Source organism: Neorhizobium fuzhouense, assembly GCF_042611105.1.
GTDB lineage: Bacteria > Pseudomonadota > Alphaproteobacteria > Rhizobiales > Rhizobiaceae > Neorhizobium > Neorhizobium galegae_A.
On record NZ_JBHFFP010000010.1, the window covers coordinates 1 to 23,674 of the forward strand.

The window sequence follows — 23,674 nt, forward strand, 5'->3', positions numbered from 1 at the left end:
CATTGACACGCTGCACCCCAATACAACCGGCGCCGGCTACCTCGTGCAGCCGCCGATCGCCACCCTCACCGCCAACGGCTGGTAACCTCACGCCCCATCATCATGTGTACGTGCCGGCAAGCGGAGTTTGACGCCTGCCGGCACGCTCAATCAGATCTCGCATAATGCGTCCAGCGCGAAGCGATCGGCCACGATGCGGCCGGCGTTGGCGCGGGGATGCACATACGTCTCAAGAAGCACTGAGGAACTGCGCCAGTCACCGGCCGCCATGGCGGTGCGGACATCCATGCCAAGCTCAATTGCTCTCGTCGCAAAGGTATGCCGGCCGCAGGTGTGCGGTGGCTTGTGCGGGATGCCGGCGCGCTCGCAGATGGCTCTGATGCGTTCGTTGACGCTGTGGCGGCTGGTGTAGCGGAAAACGCGCTCCTGCGCCCTGGCGGTGCCTCTGAGGTCGCGCAGGCGGCCGGCGAGTTCATCGGTCAGGTATCGCATGGAATTGGTGGATGTCTTGGTTTTGAGGAGTAGGGCGGTGCGTGCCGTCAGGTCTACCTCTGACCAGCAAAGGGCGACAGCCTCGCTGATGCGGGCGCCGGTCTGCGCCATGAACAGCACGATGGCCGACAGGTGCTGCAGCTCGTCCTTGTCGGCCTGGCGCGCGAATGTGTGCAGCCAGACGGGCGAGGCGGGCTTTGGCCGATTGGGTCGCTCGGCCCGGAAGCGCTTGACGCGGATAAGCGGGCACCAGCCGCGCTCGTAACCATGCATCAGAACGGCGCGGGCCGGCGTTATTGCCTGGCGATTGCGGGTGGCGTTGCTGTGAGCCGGATAGACGGCCTCGGCCATGGACCTGATGTCAAAGGGATAGATGGAGGCCAGTGGCCTGCCTTCGAAATAGGTGAGGATCGGCGTAAGATAGCGCGCCTCACCACCGCTTGCGAGGTAGCTTTCGGCTGCCTGGCCGAATGTGACCGGTGCGCCGGCATGGGAATTTCTGTCATCGTTGTTGATGACGTAACGATTGCTCGATACATCTGCATAAGCCATCTGACACTCCTTGGGTGTTGGGCTGGTTAGGGCCTGCCGGTTGCGCGAACAGCCGGTGGGCTCACTCAATTTATGCGCGCGATTCCATTCCTGAAAGCCGCAATGCGGGCTCATTGGAATAAGGGTTAACGCCAGCGCCTCATCGCCAAGTCATCATCACCTTTGGATGCCACGCAGCCGCCGGGCTTTTCAGCTGCTGCGATAATTTCATGACGCCTGAGAAAGTGGAACAGATGGCCGGAGACGACGCGATGCAATTTCCGAGACGCGCTGCAAAATTCGAATGGAACCTCAACACGGTCATCTCTCTGGTCACGCTCGGGAGCATGTGCGTCGGCGGCCTGACATTGTGGATCAACAACAACCGTGATGTAGCCGATCTTGCGGCGTGGCGCGATGGGCATGAGGCTCTGCATAAAGAGCGGCTTGCAGAGGTCAGGGGCATCGAGGCGAGCTACAATGAGCGCTTGAAAGCTGGAGAGGCCAAAGATAACGACTTTGACCGGAAGCTGGATAACCTGACATATCGCGTGACGGTGGCAGAACAATCAGCCGTCAATATCACTTCGTCGATCAAGGATCTACAGGCCGGGCAGAACAAGCAGGCGGCCGACATCCAGGTGGTGAAGGAAATTCTGCAACGGATGGAAGCGGCGCAGCGCCGGGGCACGCCTTAGCATCAACCGCTCGTCAGGTAACCGAACATCAGGCGCGCCTGCTTCGCTTCGCAGGCCTTGCACTTCATTCGTGCCTCGATATCCCTGATCGAACTGTGGTGCAGGGTCTCAGGGATCCTATCGCGCTCAAATTCCCCTACTGCCCCACACACAAGACACTCGATGACAGCCATGTTGTGGCGTGGGATGGTATTCAAGGTGGGGTTCTGCCACTCGATCGATACGAAGCGGCGACCGCCTGGCAGGTCATAGGCCTTGGGCATGGGTACTCCTTTCGGAGACCGGCCGCATTCGGTCTAGTGGTGGATTTGCCCGCCGCAATCGGGATGTGATCGATGCCACTCCCATAGTGGTGCGTCAAGCGGTTTTGGTTTTACAGGCTTATTGATCTTGTTTGACAATATCCGGTAGAAAAACGTCTGTTTTACATGCAAGCCACTGGCCGACCAATTGAAGACCGAGCTTCCCAAGCTGAATACGAGGGTTCGATTCCCTTCACCCGCTCCAGTTTTCCCGCCTCCCTTTTTGTCTTTCCGCTTGGTGCCGGTCGTGCCGCGAACCTCTTGTCATCGGGCCTTGAAAAGCATTATCACCGCGGCCGGATTAAACACGGGACGTTGAGGCCAGCAGGCGGAGCGGTGATGAAGACAATCAAGATCTGGTACACCGATTTCTGGTCCAATTTCGATCCGCATAGCCTGTTTCTCATGGATGTCGTCTCGCCGGAGTTTCGCATCGTGCTCGATGAGAAAGATCCCGATATCCTGTTCTATTCCTGCTTCGGCACCGTCCATCGCACCTATGACTGCCTGCGGGTGTTTTTCACCGGCGAGAACGTGCGCCCGGATTTCAACATCTGCGATTACGCCATCGGCTTTGATCACCTGACGCTCGAAGACCGGCACCTGCGCTATCCGCTCTATTTCTGCGAGCCGGAGCGTGCCGAGGCTGCCCATCATCGTCCACCGGTGGACGTGACGCTGCTGGAGGGCCGCGGCTTCTGCACCTTCATCTATTCGAACGGCCGGGCCGATCCGGTGCGCGACGGTTTCTTCCATCGTCTGTCGGCCCGCCGCCCGGTCACGTCGCTCGGCCGCCACCTGCGCAACGATGATCGCTTCGACCGCGTCACGGGGCTCGATCCGGTCAGTGCCAAGGTTAAGGTGATGAGCGATTTCAATTTTGCCATCGCCTTTGAAAATTCCAGCACCCCCGGCTACACGACCGAAAAGCTGTTTCATGCCTTTGCGGCCCGCTGCATTCCCATCTACTGGGGCAATCCCAAGGTCGACCTCGATTTCAACCCGCGCGCCGTCATCAACCGGCATGATTTTGAGGACGACGACGCCTGCATCGACTCTGTGATGGCGCTGGCGGAGGATCCGGACCGTATGGTCGCCATGCTGAACGAGCCGGTGTTTGCGACGGGCAATGATCCGCAGCGTCGGCGTGGCGAGCTTGCCGCCTTCCTCAACTTCATTTTCGGGCAGGAGCCCGAAGCGGCGCGGCGCCGGACGCGCTACGGCTATGCGCCGATCTTCGTGCGCCGCAATGCGCCGTCCCAGCGCTCGTGGCTGAGCAGGCTCAATGCCAAGCGCAAGGCCTGGCGCCACCGCTGACGCCCGGTTGGGCGTATCGCCTTTGGCGTCATGTCTTCCGGCTTGGCCGGTGCGGGGTCTTCTTCCAGAAGAACGGGTTGGTGCGCAGCTCGTTCAGCGCCCGCCAGGCGGCATAGGATGTCATCATCCAGTGCAGCGGAACCGCAAGCCAGCGGTGGCCGACCTTCAGTTTCTCCAGGCCGATCATCGAGCCGACCCCGAGGCCGAGGAATGTCGCATAGCTGCCGAAGAGGTTGGTCGCATCGAGCAGCATGAGGCCGAGAACCGTGCCGGGGATCTGCGACAGCGGCGTCGAGATGAGCGTCAGCCCGGCATTGGTCATGAACAGCAGGATGAGCGGGTGCAGGAGCGCCGACAACAGCATGCCGCCGATCATCAGGTGAAAGACGATGCTGGCCTTTAAACCCATTTCGCGGGCCGTCAGGATCGGGTTGCGCGTCAGCACCAGCCAGGTCTGCAGCCAGCCCTTGAACCAGCGGATGCGCTGGCCGGTCCACACCGGCAGCGAGACCGGCGCATCTTCGAGCGTCTGGCAGCGCAGCGTCTCGGACCGGTACCCCAGCCGGTAGAGCCGCAAGCCGAGGTCGGCATCCTCCGTCACGTTGAACGGATCCCAGCCGCCGACCTTGCGCAGCACGGTGGTGCGGAAATGGTTGGAGGTGCCGCCAAGCGGCAGCGGCATGCGGTAGCGCGCCAGCATCGGCAGGAGGCCGCGAAACAGCGCGGCATATTCCACGGCAAACAGCGTACTTACATAGCTCTCGTCGACATTGGCGATGATCAGCGGCGCCTGCAGGCAGGCAAGTTCGGGGCCGCTTGCCCGAAACCGCTCATAGGCTTCCATCAGCTGGTGCGGATGCGGTCTGTCTTCCGCGTCGAAGATCGCCAGGAATTCACCGCGTGCGGCGGGAAGCGCATAGGCAAGCGCCTTCGGCTTGGTGCGCGGATGGTAGGGGGGAACGTGGACGATCTCGACATGAGCGGGCAGGTCGAGTGCGGCCAGGGCTGCCAGCGTCTCGGTATCATCCTCTTCGCAGACCAGCTTGATATCCAGCCGCGAGCGGGGCCATTCCAGCCGCTCCAGGCTGGACACCAGCTGGGAAACCATGCCGGCCTCGCGGTAGATCGCCACCATCACCGTATAGACGGGAAGCGGGCCGGACGGGGCCTCTGCGGATTTTGGCGATCGCTTGCGAAATTTCTGGTCAAACAGGGCGACGAAGCGCAACGAAAGCGAGGCGAGATAGGCACACGACACGACTGCATGCACCAGGGGAAGCAGGATCTCGGGCCGCATCATGCAGCCAAAGAGGGTTGCCGTGATGGTGATGCCGAGGACCAGTCCCTGCCGGCCCGTCGCCACGATCCGCGCCGAATGGTCCGGCTGCAGGTCAAACAGTGCGGTGGCTGCCCTTCGCACCCGCCTTGCCGATCCGGCCGCCCAGACGGCGCGGCGCAGGGCGCTTGGCGTCGTCACCACCAGACTGCGGGTAAGGTCCGGCAGTCGTGCCAGCAGCTGCGCGAATTCCGACAGCTTTTCCGCGCGTGGCACCATGGCGATCTGCGGCATGCGGTTGGGATAGGTCAGCCGGACCTGGAGGGGACACACAAGCTGCGTGTCGATGCTGCCCATGTCGACAAGATGGGCCGGATCGATCGCATCGAGGAAGGGCAGGCCGAAGTAATCGGCAATCCTGCGGTAATAGCTCTCCTCCTGCACCTCACCGCCGTGCAGCAACTCCGTCTCGATCGTCGTGCCATGGCGCCTTGCGGTCTCGGCCATTCTGGCGATGGTCGATGTGGCAAAGCCGAGCGCCACCAGCACGTCTGCCTCGGTCCTTGCCCGAAAGATTGCCGGCCATTGCCCATGCGTCAGGACAACATTTCGCAAATCCGCCATCGTGGGCGGATATTCCCCCATCTTCGTCAAACTGATACACCGTCGAGTGAGATCTTCGCTGACTTTTCCCCATTCGGATCATAGACATACACGCCATGGTTTCACCTATCAAAAATCAGGGGTCTCTGCGAAAGAACGGTCTGTATGTCACATTATTGACGATACTGGCCCTCTGTTCGCCGGTCAGCGCAAAGGCGCAGAGCTCCGACATGCCGGTATTCTTCGATGGCAACGAGCGTCTGGCGAAACCGGATCTTTCAACCGTGCCGCGTCTTCGCGTGCTGATGACGGTGGATTTCCCGCCCTTCAGCTTCGTCGACCAGACGGGGCGGCTCTCCGGCTTCCATGTGGATCTGGTGCGCGACATCTGCGCGGAACTGGGCATCGAGGCGAAATGCCAGATCCAGGCCATGCCGTTTGGCGATCTGGAGGCCGCACTTCTTGCAGGAGACGGGGAGGCGGTGGCCGCCGGCATCACGGTCACACCGGCCTTGCGGGAAAAATTTGCCTTTTCGCGCCCCTATATGACGATCCCGGCGCGCTTTGCGAAACATCGGGCGGTGGTGCTGACCGGCGAGACCGGCGCAGCGCTCGATGGTCGCCCGGTGGGCGTGGTGGCGGGCACCGTCCACGAAAGAATGCTCAAGGCCTTCTTCCCCCGCATCCGCCCCGTCTCCTTCGACACGCAGGACGCCATGCTGGAGGCGGTGAAGATCCGCGCTGTCGATGCGGTGTTTTCCGATGCACTGAGGCTTCCCTTCTGGGTGGCCAGTCCGGCGTCCGGCGATTGCTGTACCCTGTTTGGCGGACCCTATCTGTCGGAGCGCTTTCTGGGCGAGGGCCTGATGCTGATGGCGCGCCCCAACACGCCGCAGGTGGTCGCGGGGTTCGATTATGCGCTGGCACAGCTTGCCCGCAAGGGCCGGCTGCAGGAGATCTACCTGCGCTATTTCCCCAACGGGTTCTACTGAGGGCCGCGCTTACTGGCTTGCCCAGATGATGCGGGCAATCCATTCCACCTCGGCCATGTCGAAGGTCCGGTTGGGATGATCGGGATTGAGCGACATGATCTCGATGCTGCGCGCGCTCTGGCGCAGCAGAACCTTGGCCATCACCTCGCCCTCGCGCGTCTTCAGCACAATGCGGTCGCCGCGGCGGATTTGTGCCCCCGGCTCGACAATCAGCCGGTCGCCGTCGCGGTAGAGCGGCAGCATGGAATCGCCCTGCACCTCCAGCGCGTAAACGCCTGCCTTGTGGGTGGGGTCGGTCGGAAAATCCACCACATCCCAGCCCTGGCCGGCGGGAAAGCCACCATCATCGAAAAAGCCGCCGGCGCCGGCCTGGGCAAAGCCCAAAAGCGGGATTGCGCCGCGCTGGGGCGGAAAGGCGCCTTCCGGCAGGCCCGTCCGCTCCATCTCCGGGGGCAGGTAGCTCAGGAACTGGTCGAGCGAGGCGCCAGTGGCCTCCAGCACCTTGGCAATCGATTCCGTCGAGGGCCAGCGCAGCCGGCCATCGGGCCCTAAGCGTTTGGACTTGTTGAAGGAGGTCGGATCAAGGCCGGCGCGGCGGGCAAGGCCGGATGCGGTCATCCGGTGACGCTCGGCCAGCCTGTCGATCGCGTTCCAGATCGTTTCGTGCGACAACATCACCGTTCCTGCTCCGCGCCTTTTCCGCGCCTTATGCCGCGACGGCCGCAGGTCCGGACCTGAAGCGCAAGCGCCTGCCCGATCCTGACGCGCCACAAGACGACACCTGCCCTCGACGCAGCGACATCACGCGCCTGCCAAACGGATATCACCCCGGGGTGTCATCCGCAGGCTCCCTGCCTGTCGCTTCAGCCTGCCATCTCTGCCTGTCACCTGGTAAAACAGGTGAAGCGGCGCGAAAATCACGCCGCTTGCCGCGCTATATCTAATGAATGCGGGTTCCCGAGTAAAGCGGAAAAGGAATAAAATCCTGTCCTCATGCCTGAAAGGCGCGTTCAGGCCACCAGCGCCATGTTGACCTTGCCAAGCTTGATCACCGCCTGGGTGCGGCTGTCGACATCGAGCTTCAGGAGAATGGCGGAGACATGCGCCTTGATGGTTGCCTCCGAGACGCCGAGTTCATAGGCGATCTGCTTGTTGAGAAGGCCTTCGGCCAGCATCGACAGAACGCGGTTTTGCTGGGGTGTCAGTGTCTTCAGCCGTTCCATCAGTTCGGCCATGGCGGGATCCTGGTCCGGGCAGGCGGCCATATCCTTCGGCACCCAGATGCCCCCTTCGAGCACGGTGCGGATGGCGGCGCGGATATCGTCGAGCCCCGACGATTTCGAGATGAAGCCGGAGGCGCCCAGTTCCAGCGCCCGCCGCACGGTGGCGGTGTCGTCGCTCGCCGAGACGATGATGATCGGCAGGCTGCTGATCTCGCTGCGCAGCGACATCAGGCCGGAAAAGCCGCTGACGCCCGGCATGGAGAGGTCAAGCAGCATGAGGTCGGCATCCGGATGGGCAAGCGTTGCCTCGCGCGCAGCCTCGAACGTGCCCGCTTCGAGGATGGCCGCGCCATCGGCAATGTCGTTCAGCGCCTGGCGCAGCGCGCCGCGAAACAAAGGGTGATCGTCTGCGATGATGATTTTAAGCTGTTGCATGTCCACGCTTCCTCCCAAAAGCATAGTCTGCTGCCATCCCATGATAGTCTTAGCCCGCAAGCCATGGGCAGACAAGTCTAAGTTTCAGCGGGTCAGGAATGCCAGTCGCCTCGGCATCTGCCCGAGCGCCCTCATGAACCGCGCGAATGGATCGCTTAAGACCGTCAGCCACGGTTCGGCTGAACGGCGTCGTTTTGGCGGAACTCCTCGACCAGCGCCATGAAACGGCGCATGACGCGCTCCATGATCGACAGCGACTGTTCGATCTCCGCCTCGCTTGGCTGTCGGTTGCCGGAGGCAAGGCGGTCGAGACGTGCCTCCAGTGCTGTTACACGCCGTGCGAGCATGTCGAGTTCCTGATCATAGGCGGCCCGCTCGTCGGCTGCCATGCGGCAGATCAATTCGCCGTCCTTTTCCCGGCAAAACGTGATCGCCCCCGTCTGCCGGTCAAGCCGGATGAAGCCCGTCTCGGTCTTTTCCAGACGGTAGCGCCCCGCATCCGTTGGAGGTGCCTCAGCCAAAACTGGCGTGGCGGCAAGGATCATGAGCATTGCCGAGGTATATAATCCTATCTGCATGTCGTGCTCCTGGTCTCGTGCCCGTTTCGGGCGATGATTGCTTGGGCCTGGCCGTTCCCGCATGGACAATGGCAAGGCTTTGCGGCAAAGGCTCAGCAGTCTACCTGCGCAAAGGGGCAAAGCATGAGCGGTATCATATATAAGATCGTGCCGGAGGATGTGTGGCAAAAAGCCAAGCTCGCCGGTGTTTTCGATGGCGCGCCCGTCGATCATGCCGATGGCTTCATTCATTTCTCCACCGCACCGCAGCTTCGTGAAACCGCCGCCCGCCATTTTGCCGGTCAGCAGGATCTGCTTCTGGTGGCGGTGGATGGCGGCCTGCTCGGCGATGACCTGGTCTATGAGGTCTCGCGCGGCGGTGCGCTCTTCCCGCATCTTTACGCCCGCCTGCCGCTCTCTGCCGTCCTTTGGGAGGCGCCGCTGCCGCTTCTTGCCGATGGCACCCACCAGTTTCCGGAGTTGTCCGATGCCGCTGTTTGATCTTGCCCGCAACGCGCTGTTTGCGCTCGATCCCGAAACGGCCCACGGCCTGTCGATCGCCGCGTTGAAATCGGGTCTCGTGCCTGCCTGCCGCCTTGCGCCGGATGCGCGGCTGCAGGTCAAGGTGGCGGGGCTCTCCTTTCCAAATCCGGTCGGGCTTGCCGCCGGCTATGACAAGAATGCCGAAGTACCGGCGCCGATCCTGAGGCTCGGCTTCGGCTTTACCGAAGTCGGCACGCTGACGCCGAAACCGCAGGCCGGCAATCCGCGCCCGCGCATCTTCCGCCTCGTCGAGGATGAGGGCATCATCAATCGCCTCGGCTTTAACAACGAGGGCCATGCGGCCGCCCATGCGCGGCTGTCTGCGCTAAGGTCGGGCGGCATCGTCGGCGTCAATATCGGCGCCAACAAGGACAGTGCCGATCGCATTGCCGATTATGTCGCCGGCATCCACCGCTTCGCGGCCCTTGCCGCCTATTTCACCGTCAACATTTCCTCCCCCAACACGCCCGGACTGCGCGACCTGCAGGCGCGCGAGAGCCTGGCGGCGCTGCTGACAGCCGTGCTTGCGGCGCGCGATGAAGAGGCCGTCCGCATCGGCCGCAGCGTGCCGGTCTTCCTGAAGATCGCGCCGGATCTCACCGAAGAGGGCATGGACGATATTGCGGATGAAGTTCTGTCCCATGCGCTTGATGGCCTGATCGTCTCCAACACGACGCTTGCCCGCACGGGCCTGAAGACGGTTGCCCTGGCGGGCGAGGCCGGCGGGCTTTCCGGCACGCCGCTGTTTGCGCGCTCGACGGCCGTGCTTGCCCGCATGCGCAAGCGCATCGGCGAAGGCCTGCCGATCATTGCCGCCGGCGGTGTGTCTTCGGCCGAAACGGCGCTTGAGAAGATCCGGGCCGGCGCCGATCTGGTTCAGGTCTATAGTTGCATGGTCTATCGTGGACCCGGTCTTGCCGCCGACATCGTCCGGGGGCTGTCAGCAGAAATGCAACGCAGCGGCGTGCAATCCATTGGCGAGTATAAATCGTCCAATCTCGAGAAATGGGCGGCATACACGCTCTCAATTTGAAATTATTGGCAGCGAGATCCATAAAAGTGTTGATGAAGCAAAAAATCTGCGACAATACAGGGGTATTCACAGATAGAGCGCGTCATGACTTTGACCGAAAAGCAACCTTTGGCCGTAATTTCAGGTCTTATCGTATTTATAATTGTTCTGCGCCTTCTGGTGTGGATCGATATTGGGTCTAAATTTAGAATTATTGAGTTTTTTCTCAATTGAGTCCGATAATATTCGAAATATCTAAGATTGCGCTGCGATGAAATACATCGCGCGCTGGTGACCCGCGATGTCTGCCTCTCGCAAGGGCGATCCGTTTCAGGCCGAGAGCACCATGGCCCAATAGGTGCGCATGCCGACAGGCGCACGCGCAACGGCAACGCCGACGAAGCGGTAGGGGCCGAGCATGTTGGTGAGGTGTTTGGGCGAATCGATCCAGGCCTGCACCGCATCCGTCACATTGGCTTGGCCGCTTGCAATATTTTCCGCCGCCGGCAGGGGCACGCCGTTGCGCTTCATGCGGTCGCCGAAATCGTCGCCGAGCCCGATCAGGTGCTTCATTTCGCCGGCCCGTGCCATGCGCACCGCCTGCTCGGCGGCTGCTCGCCCCGTCGGGCCGCTGGCGGCGAGCGACGGCAGGCCGTGCTTCTGGCGCAGCGCATTGACGAGCGGCAGTGCGGCGCGCGTATCATCCGTCGCACCGTCGATGGGAACGGAGGTCTGCTTCGGGGTGCAGCCGACAAGCGTGGCAAAGGCCGCCCCTGAGACAAGCAGAAAACCGCGGCGGGCAACGAGATGCGAAGAAAAGGTCATGAACGCCTGTAGCTTAAAATGCGAAGAATGATGAAGGCGGGGATGACGATGGTGGCTCCGAGGATCAGATAATCGCCGACGGCGCCGAGCGCGCTGAAGCCGCGATGCCACAGATCGATCACGAAATGACGGATGCCGTAGTAGACATCCCAGGGGCGCACGTCGAAAATGGCCATGACGAAGCCGACGATGAGCGACACGACGATGAGTTTGACGATGGTACGGCCCGGACTGTCTCCCAGAACCCTGCTTACCTGATCGGCCATGCCCTCGTTCCTCTGTGGTTGTGCGCTGATGACATAGGTCCGCTGCCCGGCCGCCGCAAGCAGCCTGGTCTCGTCCTGCGATAGAACTTGTATTTTTTTGTGGCTTCGGCCAGATGCGCAGATCTCAAGACGCGCAGAGCCCCGCATGCGTCGTCTTTTTGAACGCACAGGTCCATGACACCCATCCAATTCTCGTCCGGCGACGTGATCGCCGATCGCCGTGCCGATTATGCCCGCATGCTCATGGAAGCCGGTGATGCCGCAGCCGCCGCCGACCTGATGGCGCAGGCGCTGGAGCTTGCGCCCGGCTGGGCGGCCGGCTGGTTCCAGTTGGGCGCGTTTTTCGAAAAGGCCGGCCTGAAAGACGAGGCCGTCAAGGCCTATCGGCGCGCCGCAGAGCGGGATGAACCCGGCCTCTTCGGCGCGCCCCTGAAGCTTGCGCTGCTCGGGGCCGAACCCACGCCCGAAACCCCGCCGTCCGCCTATGTCGAGGGCCTGTTTGACGATTATGCCGACCGCTTTGAGACCGCGCTCATCGAGAAGCTGAACTACAGCGTGCCGGAAAAACTGTTTCGCCTCGTGCGCCCGCATGCGCCCTTTGCGCTCACCGTCGATCTCGGTTGCGGCACCGGCCTGTTCGGCGTCGAGGTTGCGGCGGCAAGCGGTCGTCTGGAAGGCTTTGATCTTTCCGCCAACATGCTGGCAAAGGCCGCCGAAAAGGGGCTCTACCAGCATCTTGGCCAGGCCGATTTGTCAGCGCCCGCCGAAAGCTCCGGCCTCTTCTGCGCAAACCTTCCGAAGCACCGCGCCGATCTCGTCTCGGCCGCCGATGTGATGATGTATCTCGGCAGTCTTGAGGGGGCGTTTTCGCTCGCCCGCGACCTCCTGAAGCCGCAGGGGCTGTTTGCCTTTTCCGTCGAGGATGCAGCAACGGTCGAGGAGGGCGTCGATGCGAAGGCCGGCTTTTTCCTGCAGCCCTCGCTGCGCTATGCGCATGGTGAGGCCTATGTCGAACAAAGTCTTGCCGATGCCGGCTTCACGATCATCGACACCTTGAAGACCGACATTCGCATGGATGCCGGAAAAGCAGTGTTCGGCATTCTGTTTCTTGCGAGGCTCAAGGGCTGAAGGCACGCATTCTTTCCTTTTTGCAGGCTGCCCCTTCGCCATCTTGAAGGGGCGGGTTTTGCGGTGCACAATCGCTTAAAAAAGCCAAGGGGAAAGCAGTCTTGACGGACAAGAAGACACCGGTCTCGCAGAAGAAAACGCTCGGTTTCTACAGTGCCGATCCGTCGCAGCATACGCTCCTGGAGGATAGCCAGGGCCTGCTCACCGGCGCGCTGGTCTCCGGCCTCGGCTTTTATTTTTTAAACCGCGTCGGGCTGTTGACGGGCGGCACGGCGGGTGTGGCCTTCCTTGTCCATTATGCCTTCCACATCTCCTTCGGCCTCCTGTTCTTCATCGTCAACCTGCCTTTCTATTACCTCTCCTTCCGTCGGCTTGGCCTTGCCTTTTCGGCAAAAACCTTTCTGGCCATCGGCCTTGTCTCCGTCATCACCGAAATCGAGGGGCGTTTCCTCGTCATCGATTACCTGCATCCCTTCTGGGGTGCGTTGATGGGAGGCCTGCTGCTCGGTTACGGGCTGCTGGCGCTTTACCGGCATCGGGCAAGCCTTGGCGGCGTCGGCATTCTCGCCATCTATATCCAGGAGCGGTTCGGCATCCAGGCGGGCCTCATCCAGCTGGCCTTCGATACCGGCGTCATGGCGGCCGCCTTCCTGGTGCTGCAGCCCGACGTGGTCGCCTGGTCCATTCTGGGCGCGGTCATCCTCAACCTCTTCCTGGCGGTCAACCACCGCTCCGACCGCTACATCGTGGTGCGCTGATGGCAGAAAGCGGCGACAAGCGGTCGACGGCAAGAACGCCGATCGGCCTTTGGGCCTCCAGCACCGAGCGCCACTCGCTGGTGGAGGATATCCAGGGCATCGCCGCCGGCTCGATGCTGGCAGCGCTTGGGGTGACGCTTCTGTCCTCGGCGCATCTCTTGATCGGCGGCACGGCGGGCCTCGGCTTCCTCCTGCGCTATGCAAGCGGCCTCAGTTTCGGCGTGGTGTTCTTCCTCCTCAACCTGCCGTTCTATATGATTGCCTATAAGCGCCTCGGTCTTGCCTTCACGCTCAAAACCTTTTCGGCGGTCGCGCTCACCTCAGCGCTCACCGAAGTGCTGCCGGGCCTCATGCGCATCGAAGACATCCACCCGCTGGTGGCCGCCCTCTTCGGCGGCCTTCTGATCGGCACTGGCATGCTGGCGCTCTTTCGCCACCGCGCAAGCCTTGGCGGCTTCGGCATCGTGGCGCTTTATCTGCAGGACAAGTTCGGCTGGCGCGCGGGTCTGGTGCAACTGGCGCTGGATGGTGTCGTTCTGGCGCTCTCCTTCCTCGTCGCCACGCCCCTGGTGATCCTCCTGTCGATCCTCGCCGCGCTGACGCTCAACCTCACCCTTGCGATCAACCATCGCACCGACCGCTACATCGTGCGGTGACCGTCGTTTCCTGCAGCCGCAAATGGTAGTGCCGGGCAGGGGAGAGACGAGCGGTCGCAAGAGGAGCGAATAATGTAAGTTCATGCCATCTTCTCACGCAGTTTTGCTTTGAAGATTGCCCTTTGCTTCTGCCTCATGGGCAGGCAGCCCCGGCTCGGCAGTCTGCCGGTTCCGACGTTCTGCAGTGTCTGGCGTCCAAACCGGTGGAGGAGGAATGCGCATGAAACGGATCGCGGTCGTGCTGTTGGTTTTGACAAGTCTCGCGGGGTGTGCGACCGCCGGTACCGACGGGGTGGAAACCCGCGTCTGGACGAAGAAGGTGGTGGCGGGCGAAAGAACATGGGTCGGAAATGCCTGGAAGCTCAACCGTGACTGCACGGCTGACGGTGTTCCGCAGGCCTATATCCTGTCGCCGCCCAAGCATGGCAAGCTGGTCTTTGTCCGGGAAAAACGCTTTCCGGCAATGGCCAAGGGGCCCTATGCCAAATGCCGCGACACCAAGGCGGATATGCTGGTCGGCTATTATACGTCGGATCCCGGCTATGCCGGCAAGGACGAGGCGAAATTCCGCCTGTCGTCCATGGATGGGCGGATCGGTGACAATGTGATGCGGGTGGACGTCCTGAAGTAACCGGGGCACTGTGCTGCTTCATGCGGCGCACGGCGGTATATCTTGTCGCCGTGCCCCTTCTCATTCCCGTCGGACCCATTACTTTGAGGGACGTGGATACGAGCCTCGCCGATAACCCGAACAGCCTGCCCGATCTCCTGCCGCCTGCGTTTACCACCTGGTTTGCGCAAAAGGGCTGGAACCCGCGCGCCCACCAGATGGAGCTTCTCGCGCGCGCTAGCGGCGGCGAGAACATGTTGCTGATTGCCCCGACCGGTGCCGGCAAGACGCTGGCTGGCTTCCTGCCGTCGCTGACGGATCTGACGAGACGTGGAAAACTGCCGCCGGGCGCGCCGTTTACCGGTGTCCACACGCTCTACATCTCGCCCTTGAAGGCGCTGGCCGTCGATATCGAGCGCAACCTGATGAAGCCGGTCGAGGAAATGCGTCTTCCCGTCTCCATCGAGAACCGCACCGGCGATACGCCGCAATCCAAGCGCCAGCGCCAGAAGCTCAGCCCGCCGGACATTCTGTTGACGACGCCCGAGCAGGTGGCGCTCCTGATTGCGAACAAGGATGCGACACGCTTTTTCAAGGATCTGAAATATGTCGTGCTGGACGAGCTGCATTCGCTCGTCGCGTCGAAGCGCGGCCATCTCCTGTCGCTCGGGCTGGCGCGTCTTCGCCGCCTGGCGCCCGGCCTCACCACCATCGGCCTGTCGGCGACCGTCGCAGACCCGATGGATCTGCAGCGCTGGCTGGTGCCGCAGAACAGTGGAGCGGAGGAGGGGCCAACGCCGCCGGCCGGCCTCGTGCATGTCACGGGCGGTGCCGCACCAAATATCTCGATCATGACCACGCAGGACCGCATCCCCTGGTCCGGCCATGTCGCGACCTATGCCATTCCGGCGGTCTACGAGGAAATCCGCAAGCACAAGACGACGCTGATCTTCGTCAACACGCGCTTCCAGGCGGAGCTCCTGTTCCAGGAACTCTGGACGATCAACGAGGACAATCTGCCGATCGCGCTCCATCACGGCTCGCTCGATGCGGGCCTCAGGCGCAAGGTGGAGGCGGCGATGTCGGCCAACCGGCTGCGCGCCGTCGTCGCCACCTCGACGCTCGACATGGGGCTCGACTGGGGCGATGTCGATCTCGTCGTGCATGTCGGCGCGCCGAAGGGCGCCTCGCGCCTTGCCCAGCGCATCGGCCGCTCCAACCACCGCATGGACGAGCCGTCCAAGGCGATCCTCGTGCCCGCCAACCGCTTCGAGGTGATGGAGTGCCAGGCAGCGCTCGATGCCAATTATCTCGGCGCGCAGGATACGCCGCCGGTGGGGGAAGGGGCGCTTGATGTGCTCGCCCAGCATGTGCTCGGCATGGCCTGTGCCGAACCCTTCGATCCGCTGGAGCTTTTCAGCGAGATCACCAGCGCCTCGCCCTATGCGCACCTCTCCTGGGAGATGTTCGAGCGTATCGTCGATTTCGTCGCAACCGGCGGCTATGCGCTGCGCGCTTACGAGCGCTATGCCAAGATCCGCAAGACGAAGGAGGGCCGCTTCCGCGTCTCCAATCCGCAGGTTGCCCAGCAATACCGCATGAACCTCGGCACCATCGTCGAGGCGGCGGAGCTGAATGTCCGCCTCGTCAAGCACAGTGCTAAGGGCGGCAGCGTCGGGCGCGGCGGCATGGTCCTCGGCAAGGTGGAGGAATATTTTCTCGAACAGCTGGTGCAGGGCGATACCTTCCTGTTTTCCGGCAAGGTGCTGCGCTTTGAAGGCATCCGCGAAAACGAATGCCTCGTCTCTAACGCCTTTTCGCTCGATCCGAAAATTCCGGCCTATGCCGGCGGCCGGTTTCCGCTCTCCACCTATCTCGCAGACCAGGTGCGCGCCATGCTCGCCGATCCCGCCCGCTGGCATGTGCTGCCCGAACAGGTGCGTGACTGGCTGGCGCTCCAGCGGGAAAAATCCATGCTGCCGGCCCGCGACGAACTGTTGGTCGAAACCTTTCCCCGTGGCCAGCGCTTCTTTTTCATCGCCTATTGTTTCGAGGGCCGGCTGGCGCACCAGACGCTCGGCATGCTTCTGACGCGCCGGCTGGAGCGGGCGGGCGCGCGTCCGCTCGGCTTCGTCGCCACCGATTATTCGCTCGCCATCTGGGGATTGAACGATATCGGCGAGATGATCGCGCGCGGGGCTTTGAGCCTTGCCGACCTCTTTGATGAGGACATGCTGGGCGACGATCTGGAAGCATGGCTGGATGAAAGCTTCATGCTGAAGCGCACGTTCCGCAATTGCGCCGTCATTTCCGGCCTTATCGAACGGCGCCATCCTGGCAAGGAAAAGACCGGCCGGCAGGTGACGGTGTCCACCGATCTGATCTATGACGTGCTGCGCAGCCACGAGCCGGACCATGTCCTCCTGGAGGCCACGCGGCGGGATGCGGCGTCAGGGCTTTTGGATATTGGCCGGCTTGGCGCTATGCTTTCGCGAATCAAGGGCCATGTGGTGCATCGTCCGCTCGACCGCGTCTCGCCGCTTGCCGTGCCGGTCATGCTGGAAATCGGCCGGGAACCGGTCGCCGGCGAAGCGCAGGATGCGGTGCTGGCCGAGGCGGCAGAGGACCTGATTGCCGAGGCGATGGGCTGAGCGTCAGCGATCAAGGACGGGGACGGCGGGAACGGGCTCGCCACAGATAACGACGATGATGAACCAGAGACTGGCGGTTGCCGCCGCAGACATCACGAGCCTTGCACCCGGTGCCGAGATCCTCGTCAACGGCGTGGCCGGCGTCTGCGATTCCCTCGGCGGGTTCTACCTGCCCGATGACGGCGTGCTCGTCGTCTCGGACCTGCATCTGGAAAAGGGAGCCGCCTTTGCCCGGCGCGGCATGATGCTGCCGCCCTATGATACGCTGGCGACGCTCAACATCCTCTCTGCTGTCATTGCCCGCTACGATCCGAGGATCGTCATTTCGCTGGGTGACAATTTTCACGACCGGCGCGGCTCGCAGCTGATGCCGCAGGCCTTTCGCGACACGATCAATGCCCTGGCGCGCGGCCGTGACTGGATCTGGATCAACGGCAATCATGATCCGGAGGGCACGGTCGACCTGCCGGGCCAGTCTGCCGATGAACTGGTCTATGGCGGCCTCGTCTTCCGCCACGAGCCGAGCCTTGTCGCCGGCAAGGGCGAGGTGGCGGGCCACCTGCACCCCTCGGCAACCGTTGGCCGGCGCGGCAAATATGTGCGCCGCCCCTGCTTTGCAACGGACGGCACCCGCCTCGTCATGCCCGCCTTCGGCGTGCTCACCGGCGGCCTCGACTTGAAGCACAAGGCCATGCACGGCCTCTTCGACCGTGCCGCCCTCATTGCCCATCTTCTCGGCCGCGACCGGATCTATTCCGTGCGGTTCGACAGCCTGATCGGCTGATCTTTTCGGAAGAACTCCGTCAGTCCTTGCGGAATATGATGCTGGCGCCCCAGCCGGTGACGAGCGCCACCAGCACGCTGAACAGGCCATAGGCCAGCGGCTGCTGGTGGGCGGCATCGGTGATGGTCTGTTCAAGACCCGTCTTGACCACCCGCAGCGGCAGGTCCCGTTGTTGAATAAGTTCCCCGCTCTTGAACAGATAGGCATGCACCAGATGAACGCCATCCGGCACATTGGCCGGCAGGCGAAGCGTGGCGCGAAACAGGCTCGGGCTGACGAAGCGCACGCCGCGCGTGTCGCGCTGGTAAAGCCCGTTCGACAGTTTCAGGCGCCGATAGGCCTCGCGAAAGGCGCCGACCTGCGTCGCATTGCCGACGAAGCCGGTCGGCGAAAGCGTCAGGTGGTCGATGCCGAGACCCAGACGGTTGAGCGAAGGGGGAGGCTGGATGTCCTCGAGCTGGCGCGTGCTGGCAATGGAATAGGATTCCGGCACCTGCTCGAAGGTCATCGAATCGGTGTTCATCCAGATGCCGAAGATGCGCTGTTTGCGCCGCACGGTGGCATAATCGATCGGGCCGGACAGCGTCACCACGACATCATACTGGCCGATGGCGAGAAACAGTTCGTCGGCGTTGTTGAGCGCCCCGAAGACGGTAAGATCGGCGCCGCGAAAATCCGAGGTGATGGCGATTTCACTGGTCGAGGTGCCGATCTCCAGCCCCTCGCGCACGGTTGATGGCCCCTGGCCGAGCGGCACCTGGGCCCTTGCCGTTCCGGCCAGAAGAATGAGCGGCAGGAGGAGAAGGAGCGCGCGCATCATCGGTTGCCGAAGCCTCCGACGGCGATCGAATAGAGATCGGCCGGCGTCACGACGAGATCGATCGCAAGGCGCACGCCCACAGCGAGCACCAGCAGGCCGAGAAGTGCCCGCAGTTGCTCGCCGCGCAGCTTCTGCCCGACGCGCACGCCGTATTGCGCGCCGATGACGCCGGCCACCATCAGGATCGTCGCCAGCACGATATCGACGGAGTAATTCGTCGTGGCCTGGACGATGGTCGTGTAGGCGGTGACGAAAATGATCTGGAACAGCGAGGTGCCCACCACGACATTGGTCGGGATGCGCAGGAGATAGATCATCGCCGGCACCATGATAAAGCCGCCGCCGACACCCATGACGGAGGTGAGAATGCCGATGCCGAAGCCGAGCGTCACCACCGGAATGGCGGAGAGATAAAGCTTCGACTTCTTGAAGCGCATTTTCAGCGGCAGCCGGTGCACCCAGTTGTGGTGGCCGGGGCGTTTCAGCGGCAGCGGCTCGTTGCGCGCCGCGCGGCGCATGGCGCGCAGGCTTTCGGTCAGCATCAGGCTGCCGATCGTGCCGAGAAAGACGACGTAGAGTAGCGAGATGATGAGGTCCAGCTGGCCGAGACGACGCAGCCAGGAAAAGATCCACACGCCGACCGTGGCACCGGCGAGACCACCCGCCAGCAGCACGCTGCCCAGCTTCACATCCAGCGTGCCGCGCCGGAAATGGCTGATCGAACCGGAAACCGAGGAGGCCACCACCTGGTTTGCGCCGGTTGCCACCGCCACGACCGGGGGAATGTTGTAGAAGATCAGCAGTGGGGTGATCAGAAAGCCGCCACCGACGCCGAACATGCCGGACAGGAAACCAACGGCCGCGCCCATGCCGAGAATGATGAAGATATTCACCGACAGCTCTGCAATGGGCAGATAGACAGTCACGGGCGTTCCTTAACCAGAAATAGCTTCGCCGTCGCGGGCGGTTTCGCGATGGGTTCCGCCCGTGCGGCGCCTTAAAAAAATCCTCAGCGCAACCGCCCTGGTTTCCGAGGGCGGATGCAGGCTTCCGTCATGCGCCCGCCACCCCTGCCTGTCAATTGCAAAGCCGTGGAAAGCCTTGATTTGCGGCATCTGTGGCGCCTCGGTCGGACGCCAGTTTCAGGCGCCCTGCACCTTGTTCTTCTCCAGAAGCTTGCGCACCAGCGCCTCGGAAATCGTGCCGTCCTCGGCAAGCCCGTTGCTGCGCTGGAAGGCCCGGATGGCCGAAACGGTCTTCTTGCCCATGCGCCCGTCCGGCTGACCGGCGTCAAAGCCGTTGCGGTTGAGGATGGCCTGGATGTTGCGCACCGCCTTTTCCATGTCGACGGGAGCCGAAGCTTCGGCCCTGGCGGCCCAGTCGGCGGGGGGCTGCGTGCCGTTCGCCTCGGGATCGAGCGGCTGCTGCTTCCAGCTTGCCACCTTCTGGCGGGCGCTTTCCAGTTGCGCCGGCTTCATCGCAGAGGCCACGTCGTCGCGCTTGGCAGCCGCATCGCGGTCGCCGCCATTGGCGGCAATGGCAAACCATTTGTAGGATTCTTCGAGATTCTGCACCGTGCCGTTGCCACGCGCAAACAGGATGGCCAGGTTGAACTGGCTGTCGGTCACGCCGAGATCGGCAGCCCGGCCAAACCATTCCACCGCGGCCTTGTAATCGGCGCTTCCGGTGGCGCCGGAGGCGTAAAGCACGGCCAGATTATGCATGGCGCCGGCATTGCCGGCGTTTGCCGCCTGTTCGTAGAGGGAAACGGCGCGGGCGGGATCGCGCGGCACGCCGGTTCCCTTTTCATACAGGCTTGCCAGCCGATACTGCGCCGGGGCATAGCCGCGCTGAGCGGCAAGACCATAAAAGCGGGCCGCTTCTGCCGGATTGGGCGCGACACCCTCACCGTCGCCGAGGCGCACGGCGATTTCAAACAGCGCCTGGCGATTGCCGCCCGCGGCTGCGTCGGCCAGCGATTGCGGAGCAAGACCTGCCGGCACGATGATCGCGGCCTCCGTCGTGCTGTCCATGGCGGCGGCCGCTTCTGCCGGCAGGAGGTGGCGGGCCACCGGCGCCTGCGGTGCCGGCTCCAGGGCGGGCAGTTCGGTCGTTGCCGGGGCCGTTAATTGGGCCGTTGCTTGAACCGGAGCCGGCTCAACCGCAGGGGCCTCTGCCGCATTGATAACCTGCGGCGCGGCAGCTTGCACGCTGGCTGTCCCCGGTGCCGCACCGGAAGGAGCCGGCGATGCGGCAGCGCTGGTTTCGGCCGCAGCCGGAATTGCCGGCTTTTGAGGCGCGGCGGCTGCGATACCTTGCGTCGGTGCGGATGTCTTTGCCGGACGGGTTGCCTCGCCAGTCGTCATCGAGGGGGCGGGTGACGGCGCGTTCTTCGTCAACGCGGTAAACAGCGGCATGGCCATCAGGGCCAGAAGCACGGCACCGACGGCGATCAGGATCGGGCGGCGGTGGCGGGCAAAGGTGGCGCGCCCGCCGGAGACGCCGGAACCGGCATAGGCTCTGGAGCCATCGGTCGGGGCCTGTCCCATTTCAAGCGCTGCCGCCTTGGCCGCCCGGCGGGCCGCGGCGATGTAATCCACGCGCTCGCCATCGCCGTCGCCGCTTGCCGGCTGCGTCGAGCTGCGCTCGGCCTCGGCGTCGGCGGCAGCCTGGGTGGCGCGCACGCGTTCCAGTATCTTGCGCACGTCCGGCGCGCCGGAGCCCGGCTCCAGAAGGTCGTTGTCGTGGTTGCCCTCGTCTTCATCGGCGGCAACGGCTGAGCCCGGGTCAAGCGATGGCGCCGGTTCCACCCGTGTCCGCCCGGTCTTGCCGGCTGATCCACGACGGGCGCGAAGGCGCTTCGAGAGGCTTGCCAGCAGGCCGGGCCGTCTGGCCTCGTCCTCGTCGGTCATCGGAGCAGGCTCGGCGTCCTGTGCCTTAAGGGCGGGGCTTGCCGCGGTTTCCGCCATCAGCTGTTCGCTGGCGCGGGCCAGCATGCCGCGCGGATCGCCGGCGTCCACCGGCGAGCGCATGGGAGCGGCCGGCTGCGCCATCGGCGGCCGCAGCGTACTTTCAGTTTCCGCACGCGCCGGCGCCAATGGAGCACCGCCGAACAGCGCCGTCGGGCGCTCGCTCATCCGGTCTTCCATGCGGTCCAGCCGCCCGGAAATCTCCACCAGCGTGCGCTGCAGGCTGCTGAATGTCTGCTGCGTGCGCTCTTCCGAGCCGCGCGCCAGATCCTCGAGCTGGCGCAGGTCCTGCGCCAGCGCCAGAAGCGTTTCCGTCTCCTTTGATGTCTCGTTTCCGCTGCCGCGCGCGCCATGGCGCGAATAGGCCTCGATCACGGTTTCGGCGGCCTGGCGGGCCGCCTCCAGCACATATTCGTCGCTGGTCGCCATATAGCCTTCGATGGCGGCCATGCGCTGGTCGAAATCCTCGGGAAGGCTCGTCGTTTCACGCCGCGGCTCGCTCATCAGGCTGGAAAGATGCGCAATCTGCTTTTCCAGGCCAAGCAGCGACAGGTTGTCGCCCTGCGGTGCAAGCGTTGCCTCTTCCAGGCGCGCGGCAATTTCATCGAGCCGGATTTCCAGCCGCCCGAGCCCTGCCGGAGATCCGGCTGCAGCCGTGCCCAGGCCATCGATGCGGCGGGTCAGATCCTCCAGCCGGCGGGCAAGGCCATCGCTCGCGTGGTCGCTTGCCAGCGTCTCGATCCGGGCGGTCAGATCCGACAGGGAGCTTGCAATCTCCTGCTGCGGGCCGCGGGCGAAAAATTCGGCCAGCTCCTCCAGCCGTTCTTCCAGCCGGTAGGCGTCCTGCACATGGGCGAGGCTCTCGATCCTGTCGTTGAGGGCGATCAGCCTCTCCTCCAGGCGCCGCAGGGCCTCGTGTTCGGCCGCCTCGTTGCGCGGCCGGCTGTTGTTGGCGGCAACCGCGCGGCTCAGCTCGTCCAGCCGGTGGTCGATATGGGAAAACTGGCCGGACACATGCTCGCTTTCCAGCGGCCGCTGGGCAAGGTCTTCCACCACGGCGGCCAGCATCAGCACCTTGTCTTCGAGCGTGCGGATCGCCGGGCTGTCGGCCATGGTGGCAAGCTCCGCCTTCACGCCGTCGATGCGATAGGCGAGCGCCACCAGCTCCTTCTGGATGCTGCCCGCGTCGAATTCCTCCAGCCGTTCTTCCACCGCACTCCAGCGTGTCTCCATGCTGTGCAGGCTGTCCTGGCGGGCAAGGCCGTCGATCTGCGCACGCAGGTCATCCAGTTCGGCGCGCAGATCGGTGGCCGCCGACGGGGTGCGGCTTGACAGCATGTCGATGCCGTCGGCCAGCCGTGCCAGCTCGTCGCGCAGGTCGCTTCCGAGATCCCGGCCATCGGCAAAGCCGCGCATCGACTGCACGTCGTCGCGCAGGGACTGCATTTCGCGGGCAATGTTGTCGGAGATATCCTGCCGCAGCTCGCGCCGCAGCTCATGCAGCGCCTCAGCGATGGTGCCGGTGCCGGCATTGCCGGTGGGCTCGCTGTCGCGCGGGCTCAAGGCATCCAGGGCGCGGGCAGGTGCCGGGCGGCGCGGCGCAATGACGCCTGGGCCTTCGCCCGGCCGCGCCGGCGCGGCGCCAAGGCGGGGCGCAGCGTCGCCCGCTGCCGTGCGCCGCTCGCGTGCGGCATCCAGCATGCGCTGGCGCTCGCGGATTTCCGCCAGCGCATCGGCATGCGGACGGTGAGGCGGCTCGCCCGTCGGGGCGCGCAAAGCGGGCTCCCGCGGTGCCATGGTCGGCATCGGCGCGGGCGCGGGTGCGGGTTTTTGCGGCTCGCGCGGGGCAGAGGCCTTCAACAGGCCTTCGATGCGTGCCTCGAGCCCTTCGATGGTACGGTTCAGCGCATCGAGAGAAGAGCGTTCTCCGCGGGCGTTGATGGTGAGGCGTGATCCGTTCATCTTGTACTCGTTTCGGCTGCGCACGTCGCGTGTGCATCGGGCTAACATTGGTCCAGCCACTGTCATTGCAGCGCCTGAAGGCTCTGCGCCGGCCGTTGCGTCGCTTCGGGATCGCCCCTCCGGGCCGATCCTGTCCCCGCGTCTTCAACGTCCCCTGCCCAGTGGCCGAAGCACTGGCTGCTGCGGCGTTGCCCATCATTTCGCGAAACGTAGTTAATACCGTGTTAAGACAGGGCAAAGTTTTAACGAAGTTTCGCCGCACCG

The 23,674-nt window shown here is 63.5% G+C and carries 22 protein-coding genes; 11 read left to right on the forward strand and 11 right to left on the reverse strand.

Features of this window, described 5'->3' with window-relative positions; translation table 11 throughout:
* Window positions 1–150 precede the first annotated feature (150 nt).
* Complete coding sequence (locus tag ACEXP3_RS17215) at window positions 151–1,044, reverse strand: tyrosine-type recombinase/integrase (protein ID WP_377298382.1); 894 nt, start codon at window positions 1,042–1,044, stop codon at window positions 151–153.
* A 209-nt stretch (window positions 1,045–1,253) separates the two neighbouring features.
* On the opposite strand from ACEXP3_RS17215, the gene ACEXP3_RS17220 reads away from it, so the two are divergent.
* A complete protein-coding gene (locus ACEXP3_RS17220) occupies window positions 1,254–1,721 on the forward strand; it encodes a hypothetical protein (RefSeq protein WP_377298383.1) in 468 nt (155 codons plus the stop codon).
* A 2-nt stretch (window positions 1,722–1,723) separates the two neighbouring features.
* Here ACEXP3_RS17220 and ACEXP3_RS17225 read toward each other — a convergent pair whose 3' ends face one another.
* Window positions 1,724–1,984, reverse strand: coding sequence for a hypothetical protein (locus ACEXP3_RS17225; protein WP_377298384.1), 261 nt, complete (start codon window positions 1,982–1,984; stop codon window positions 1,724–1,726).
* A 378-nt stretch (window positions 1,985–2,362) separates the two neighbouring features.
* Here ACEXP3_RS17225 and ACEXP3_RS17230 point away from each other — a divergent pair, with 378 nt between their 5' ends.
* Window positions 2,363–3,340, forward strand: a complete 978-nt coding sequence (locus ACEXP3_RS17230) for a glycosyltransferase family 10 domain-containing protein (protein ID WP_377298385.1) — start codon at window positions 2,363–2,365, stop codon at window positions 3,338–3,340.
* Window positions 3,341–3,368: 28 nt separating this feature from the next.
* Here the strand turns inward: ACEXP3_RS17230 and ACEXP3_RS17235 are convergent, their stop codons facing one another.
* Window positions 3,369–5,240, reverse strand: coding sequence for a glycosyltransferase family 2 protein (locus tag ACEXP3_RS17235; RefSeq protein ID WP_377298386.1), 1,872 nt, complete (start codon window positions 5,238–5,240; stop codon window positions 3,369–3,371).
* 95 nt (window positions 5,241–5,335) lie between these two features.
* On the opposite strand from ACEXP3_RS17235, the gene ACEXP3_RS17240 reads away from it, so the two are divergent.
* The gene (locus ACEXP3_RS17240; protein ID WP_377298387.1) at window positions 5,336–6,211 is read left to right on the forward strand and encodes a transporter substrate-binding domain-containing protein; all 876 of its coding nucleotides are present in this window, start codon (window positions 5,336–5,338) and stop codon (window positions 6,209–6,211) included.
* Between the two features lie 9 nt (window positions 6,212–6,220).
* On the opposite strand, the gene ACEXP3_RS17245 is transcribed toward ACEXP3_RS17240, so the two are convergent.
* The 3 genes from ACEXP3_RS17245 to ACEXP3_RS17255 all read right to left on the reverse strand — a co-directional run bounded on the left by ACEXP3_RS17245 (window position 6,221) and on the right by ACEXP3_RS17255 (window position 8,447).
* Window positions 6,221–6,886: a S24 family peptidase gene (locus ACEXP3_RS17245; protein ID WP_210103650.1), complete on the reverse strand. Its 666-nt coding sequence runs from the start codon at window positions 6,884–6,886 to the stop codon at window positions 6,221–6,223.
* 335 nt (window positions 6,887–7,221) lie between these two features.
* Window positions 7,222–7,869: a response regulator transcription factor gene (locus ACEXP3_RS17250; RefSeq protein WP_377298388.1), complete on the reverse strand. Its 648-nt coding sequence runs from the start codon at window positions 7,867–7,869 to the stop codon at window positions 7,222–7,224.
* Window positions 7,870–8,033: 164 nt separating this feature from the next.
* Complete coding sequence (locus ACEXP3_RS17255) at window positions 8,034–8,447, reverse strand: major capsid protein (protein ID WP_377298389.1); 414 nt, start codon at window positions 8,445–8,447, stop codon at window positions 8,034–8,036.
* A 123-nt stretch (window positions 8,448–8,570) separates the two neighbouring features.
* Between ACEXP3_RS17255 and ACEXP3_RS17260 the strand changes: the two genes are divergently transcribed.
* Window positions 8,571–8,927: a DUF952 domain-containing protein gene (locus ACEXP3_RS17260; RefSeq protein WP_377298390.1), complete on the forward strand. Its 357-nt coding sequence runs from the start codon at window positions 8,571–8,573 to the stop codon at window positions 8,925–8,927.
* The gene (locus tag ACEXP3_RS17265; protein ID WP_377298391.1) at window positions 8,914–10,002 is read left to right on the forward strand and encodes a quinone-dependent dihydroorotate dehydrogenase; all 1,089 of its coding nucleotides are present in this window, start codon (window positions 8,914–8,916) and stop codon (window positions 10,000–10,002) included. The genes ACEXP3_RS17260 and ACEXP3_RS17265 overlap by 14 nt, the downstream gene beginning before the upstream one ends.
* Before the next feature lie 309 nt (window positions 10,003–10,311).
* On the opposite strand, the gene ACEXP3_RS17270 is transcribed toward ACEXP3_RS17265, so the two are convergent.
* Window positions 10,312–10,806 carry a CAP domain-containing protein gene (locus ACEXP3_RS17270; RefSeq protein ID WP_377298392.1) on the reverse strand — a complete coding sequence of 165 codons (495 nt, stop codon included), beginning with the start codon at window positions 10,804–10,806 and terminating at the stop codon, window positions 10,312–10,314.
* Entirely contained in the window at window positions 10,803–11,072 is a 270-nt protein-coding gene (locus ACEXP3_RS17275) for a DUF6460 domain-containing protein (RefSeq protein WP_210103644.1), read from the reverse strand. Before ACEXP3_RS17275 ends, ACEXP3_RS17270 begins: the two co-directional genes overlap by 4 nt.
* A 174-nt stretch (window positions 11,073–11,246) precedes the next feature.
* On the opposite strand from ACEXP3_RS17275, the gene ACEXP3_RS17280 reads away from it, so the two are divergent.
* The 6 genes from ACEXP3_RS17280 (at window position 11,247) to pdeM (ending at window position 17,659) form a co-directional block, all read left to right on the forward strand.
* The gene (locus tag ACEXP3_RS17280) at window positions 11,247–12,200 is read left to right on the forward strand and encodes a class I SAM-dependent DNA methyltransferase (protein WP_377298393.1); all 954 of its coding nucleotides are present in this window, start codon (window positions 11,247–11,249) and stop codon (window positions 12,198–12,200) included.
* Window positions 12,201–12,301: 101 nt separating this feature from the next.
* Entirely contained in the window at window positions 12,302–12,958 is a 657-nt protein-coding gene (locus tag ACEXP3_RS17285; protein WP_377298394.1) for a YitT family protein, read from the forward strand.
* On the forward strand, window positions 12,958–13,614 hold the full coding sequence (locus tag ACEXP3_RS17290; RefSeq protein WP_377298395.1) for a YitT family protein: 657 nt from the start codon (window positions 12,958–12,960) through the stop codon (window positions 13,612–13,614). Before ACEXP3_RS17285 ends, ACEXP3_RS17290 begins: the two co-directional genes overlap by 1 nt.
* Before the next feature lie 220 nt (window positions 13,615–13,834).
* Window positions 13,835–14,245, forward strand: a complete 411-nt coding sequence (locus tag ACEXP3_RS17295) for a putative periplasmic lipoprotein (protein ID WP_377298396.1) — start codon at window positions 13,835–13,837, stop codon at window positions 14,243–14,245.
* Window positions 14,246–14,265: 20 nt separating this feature from the next.
* Window positions 14,266–16,875, forward strand: a complete 2,610-nt coding sequence (locus tag ACEXP3_RS17300; protein ID WP_377298397.1) for a ligase-associated DNA damage response DEXH box helicase — start codon at window positions 14,266–14,268, stop codon at window positions 16,873–16,875.
* A 55-nt stretch (window positions 16,876–16,930) separates the two neighbouring features.
* Window positions 16,931–17,659, forward strand: a complete 729-nt coding sequence (pdeM, locus tag ACEXP3_RS17305) for a ligase-associated DNA damage response endonuclease PdeM (protein WP_377298398.1) — start codon at window positions 16,931–16,933, stop codon at window positions 17,657–17,659.
* Between the two features lie 19 nt (window positions 17,660–17,678).
* Here pdeM and ACEXP3_RS17310 read toward each other — a convergent pair whose 3' ends face one another.
* The 3 genes from ACEXP3_RS17310 to ACEXP3_RS17320 form a co-directional block, all read right to left on the reverse strand.
* Entirely contained in the window at window positions 17,679–18,479 is an 801-nt protein-coding gene (locus ACEXP3_RS17310; protein WP_377298399.1) for a TIGR02186 family protein, read from the reverse strand.
* Window positions 18,476–19,405 carry a sulfite exporter TauE/SafE family protein gene (locus tag ACEXP3_RS17315; protein ID WP_210103635.1) on the reverse strand — a complete coding sequence of 310 codons (930 nt, stop codon included), beginning with the start codon at window positions 19,403–19,405 and terminating at the stop codon, window positions 18,476–18,478. The genes ACEXP3_RS17310 and ACEXP3_RS17315 overlap by 4 nt, the downstream gene beginning before the upstream one ends.
* Window positions 19,406–19,621: 216 nt before the next feature.
* Window positions 19,622–23,410, reverse strand: coding sequence for a peptidoglycan-binding protein (locus ACEXP3_RS17320; RefSeq protein ID WP_377298400.1), 3,789 nt, complete (start codon window positions 23,408–23,410; stop codon window positions 19,622–19,624).
* Window positions 23,411–23,674 lie beyond the last annotated feature (264 nt).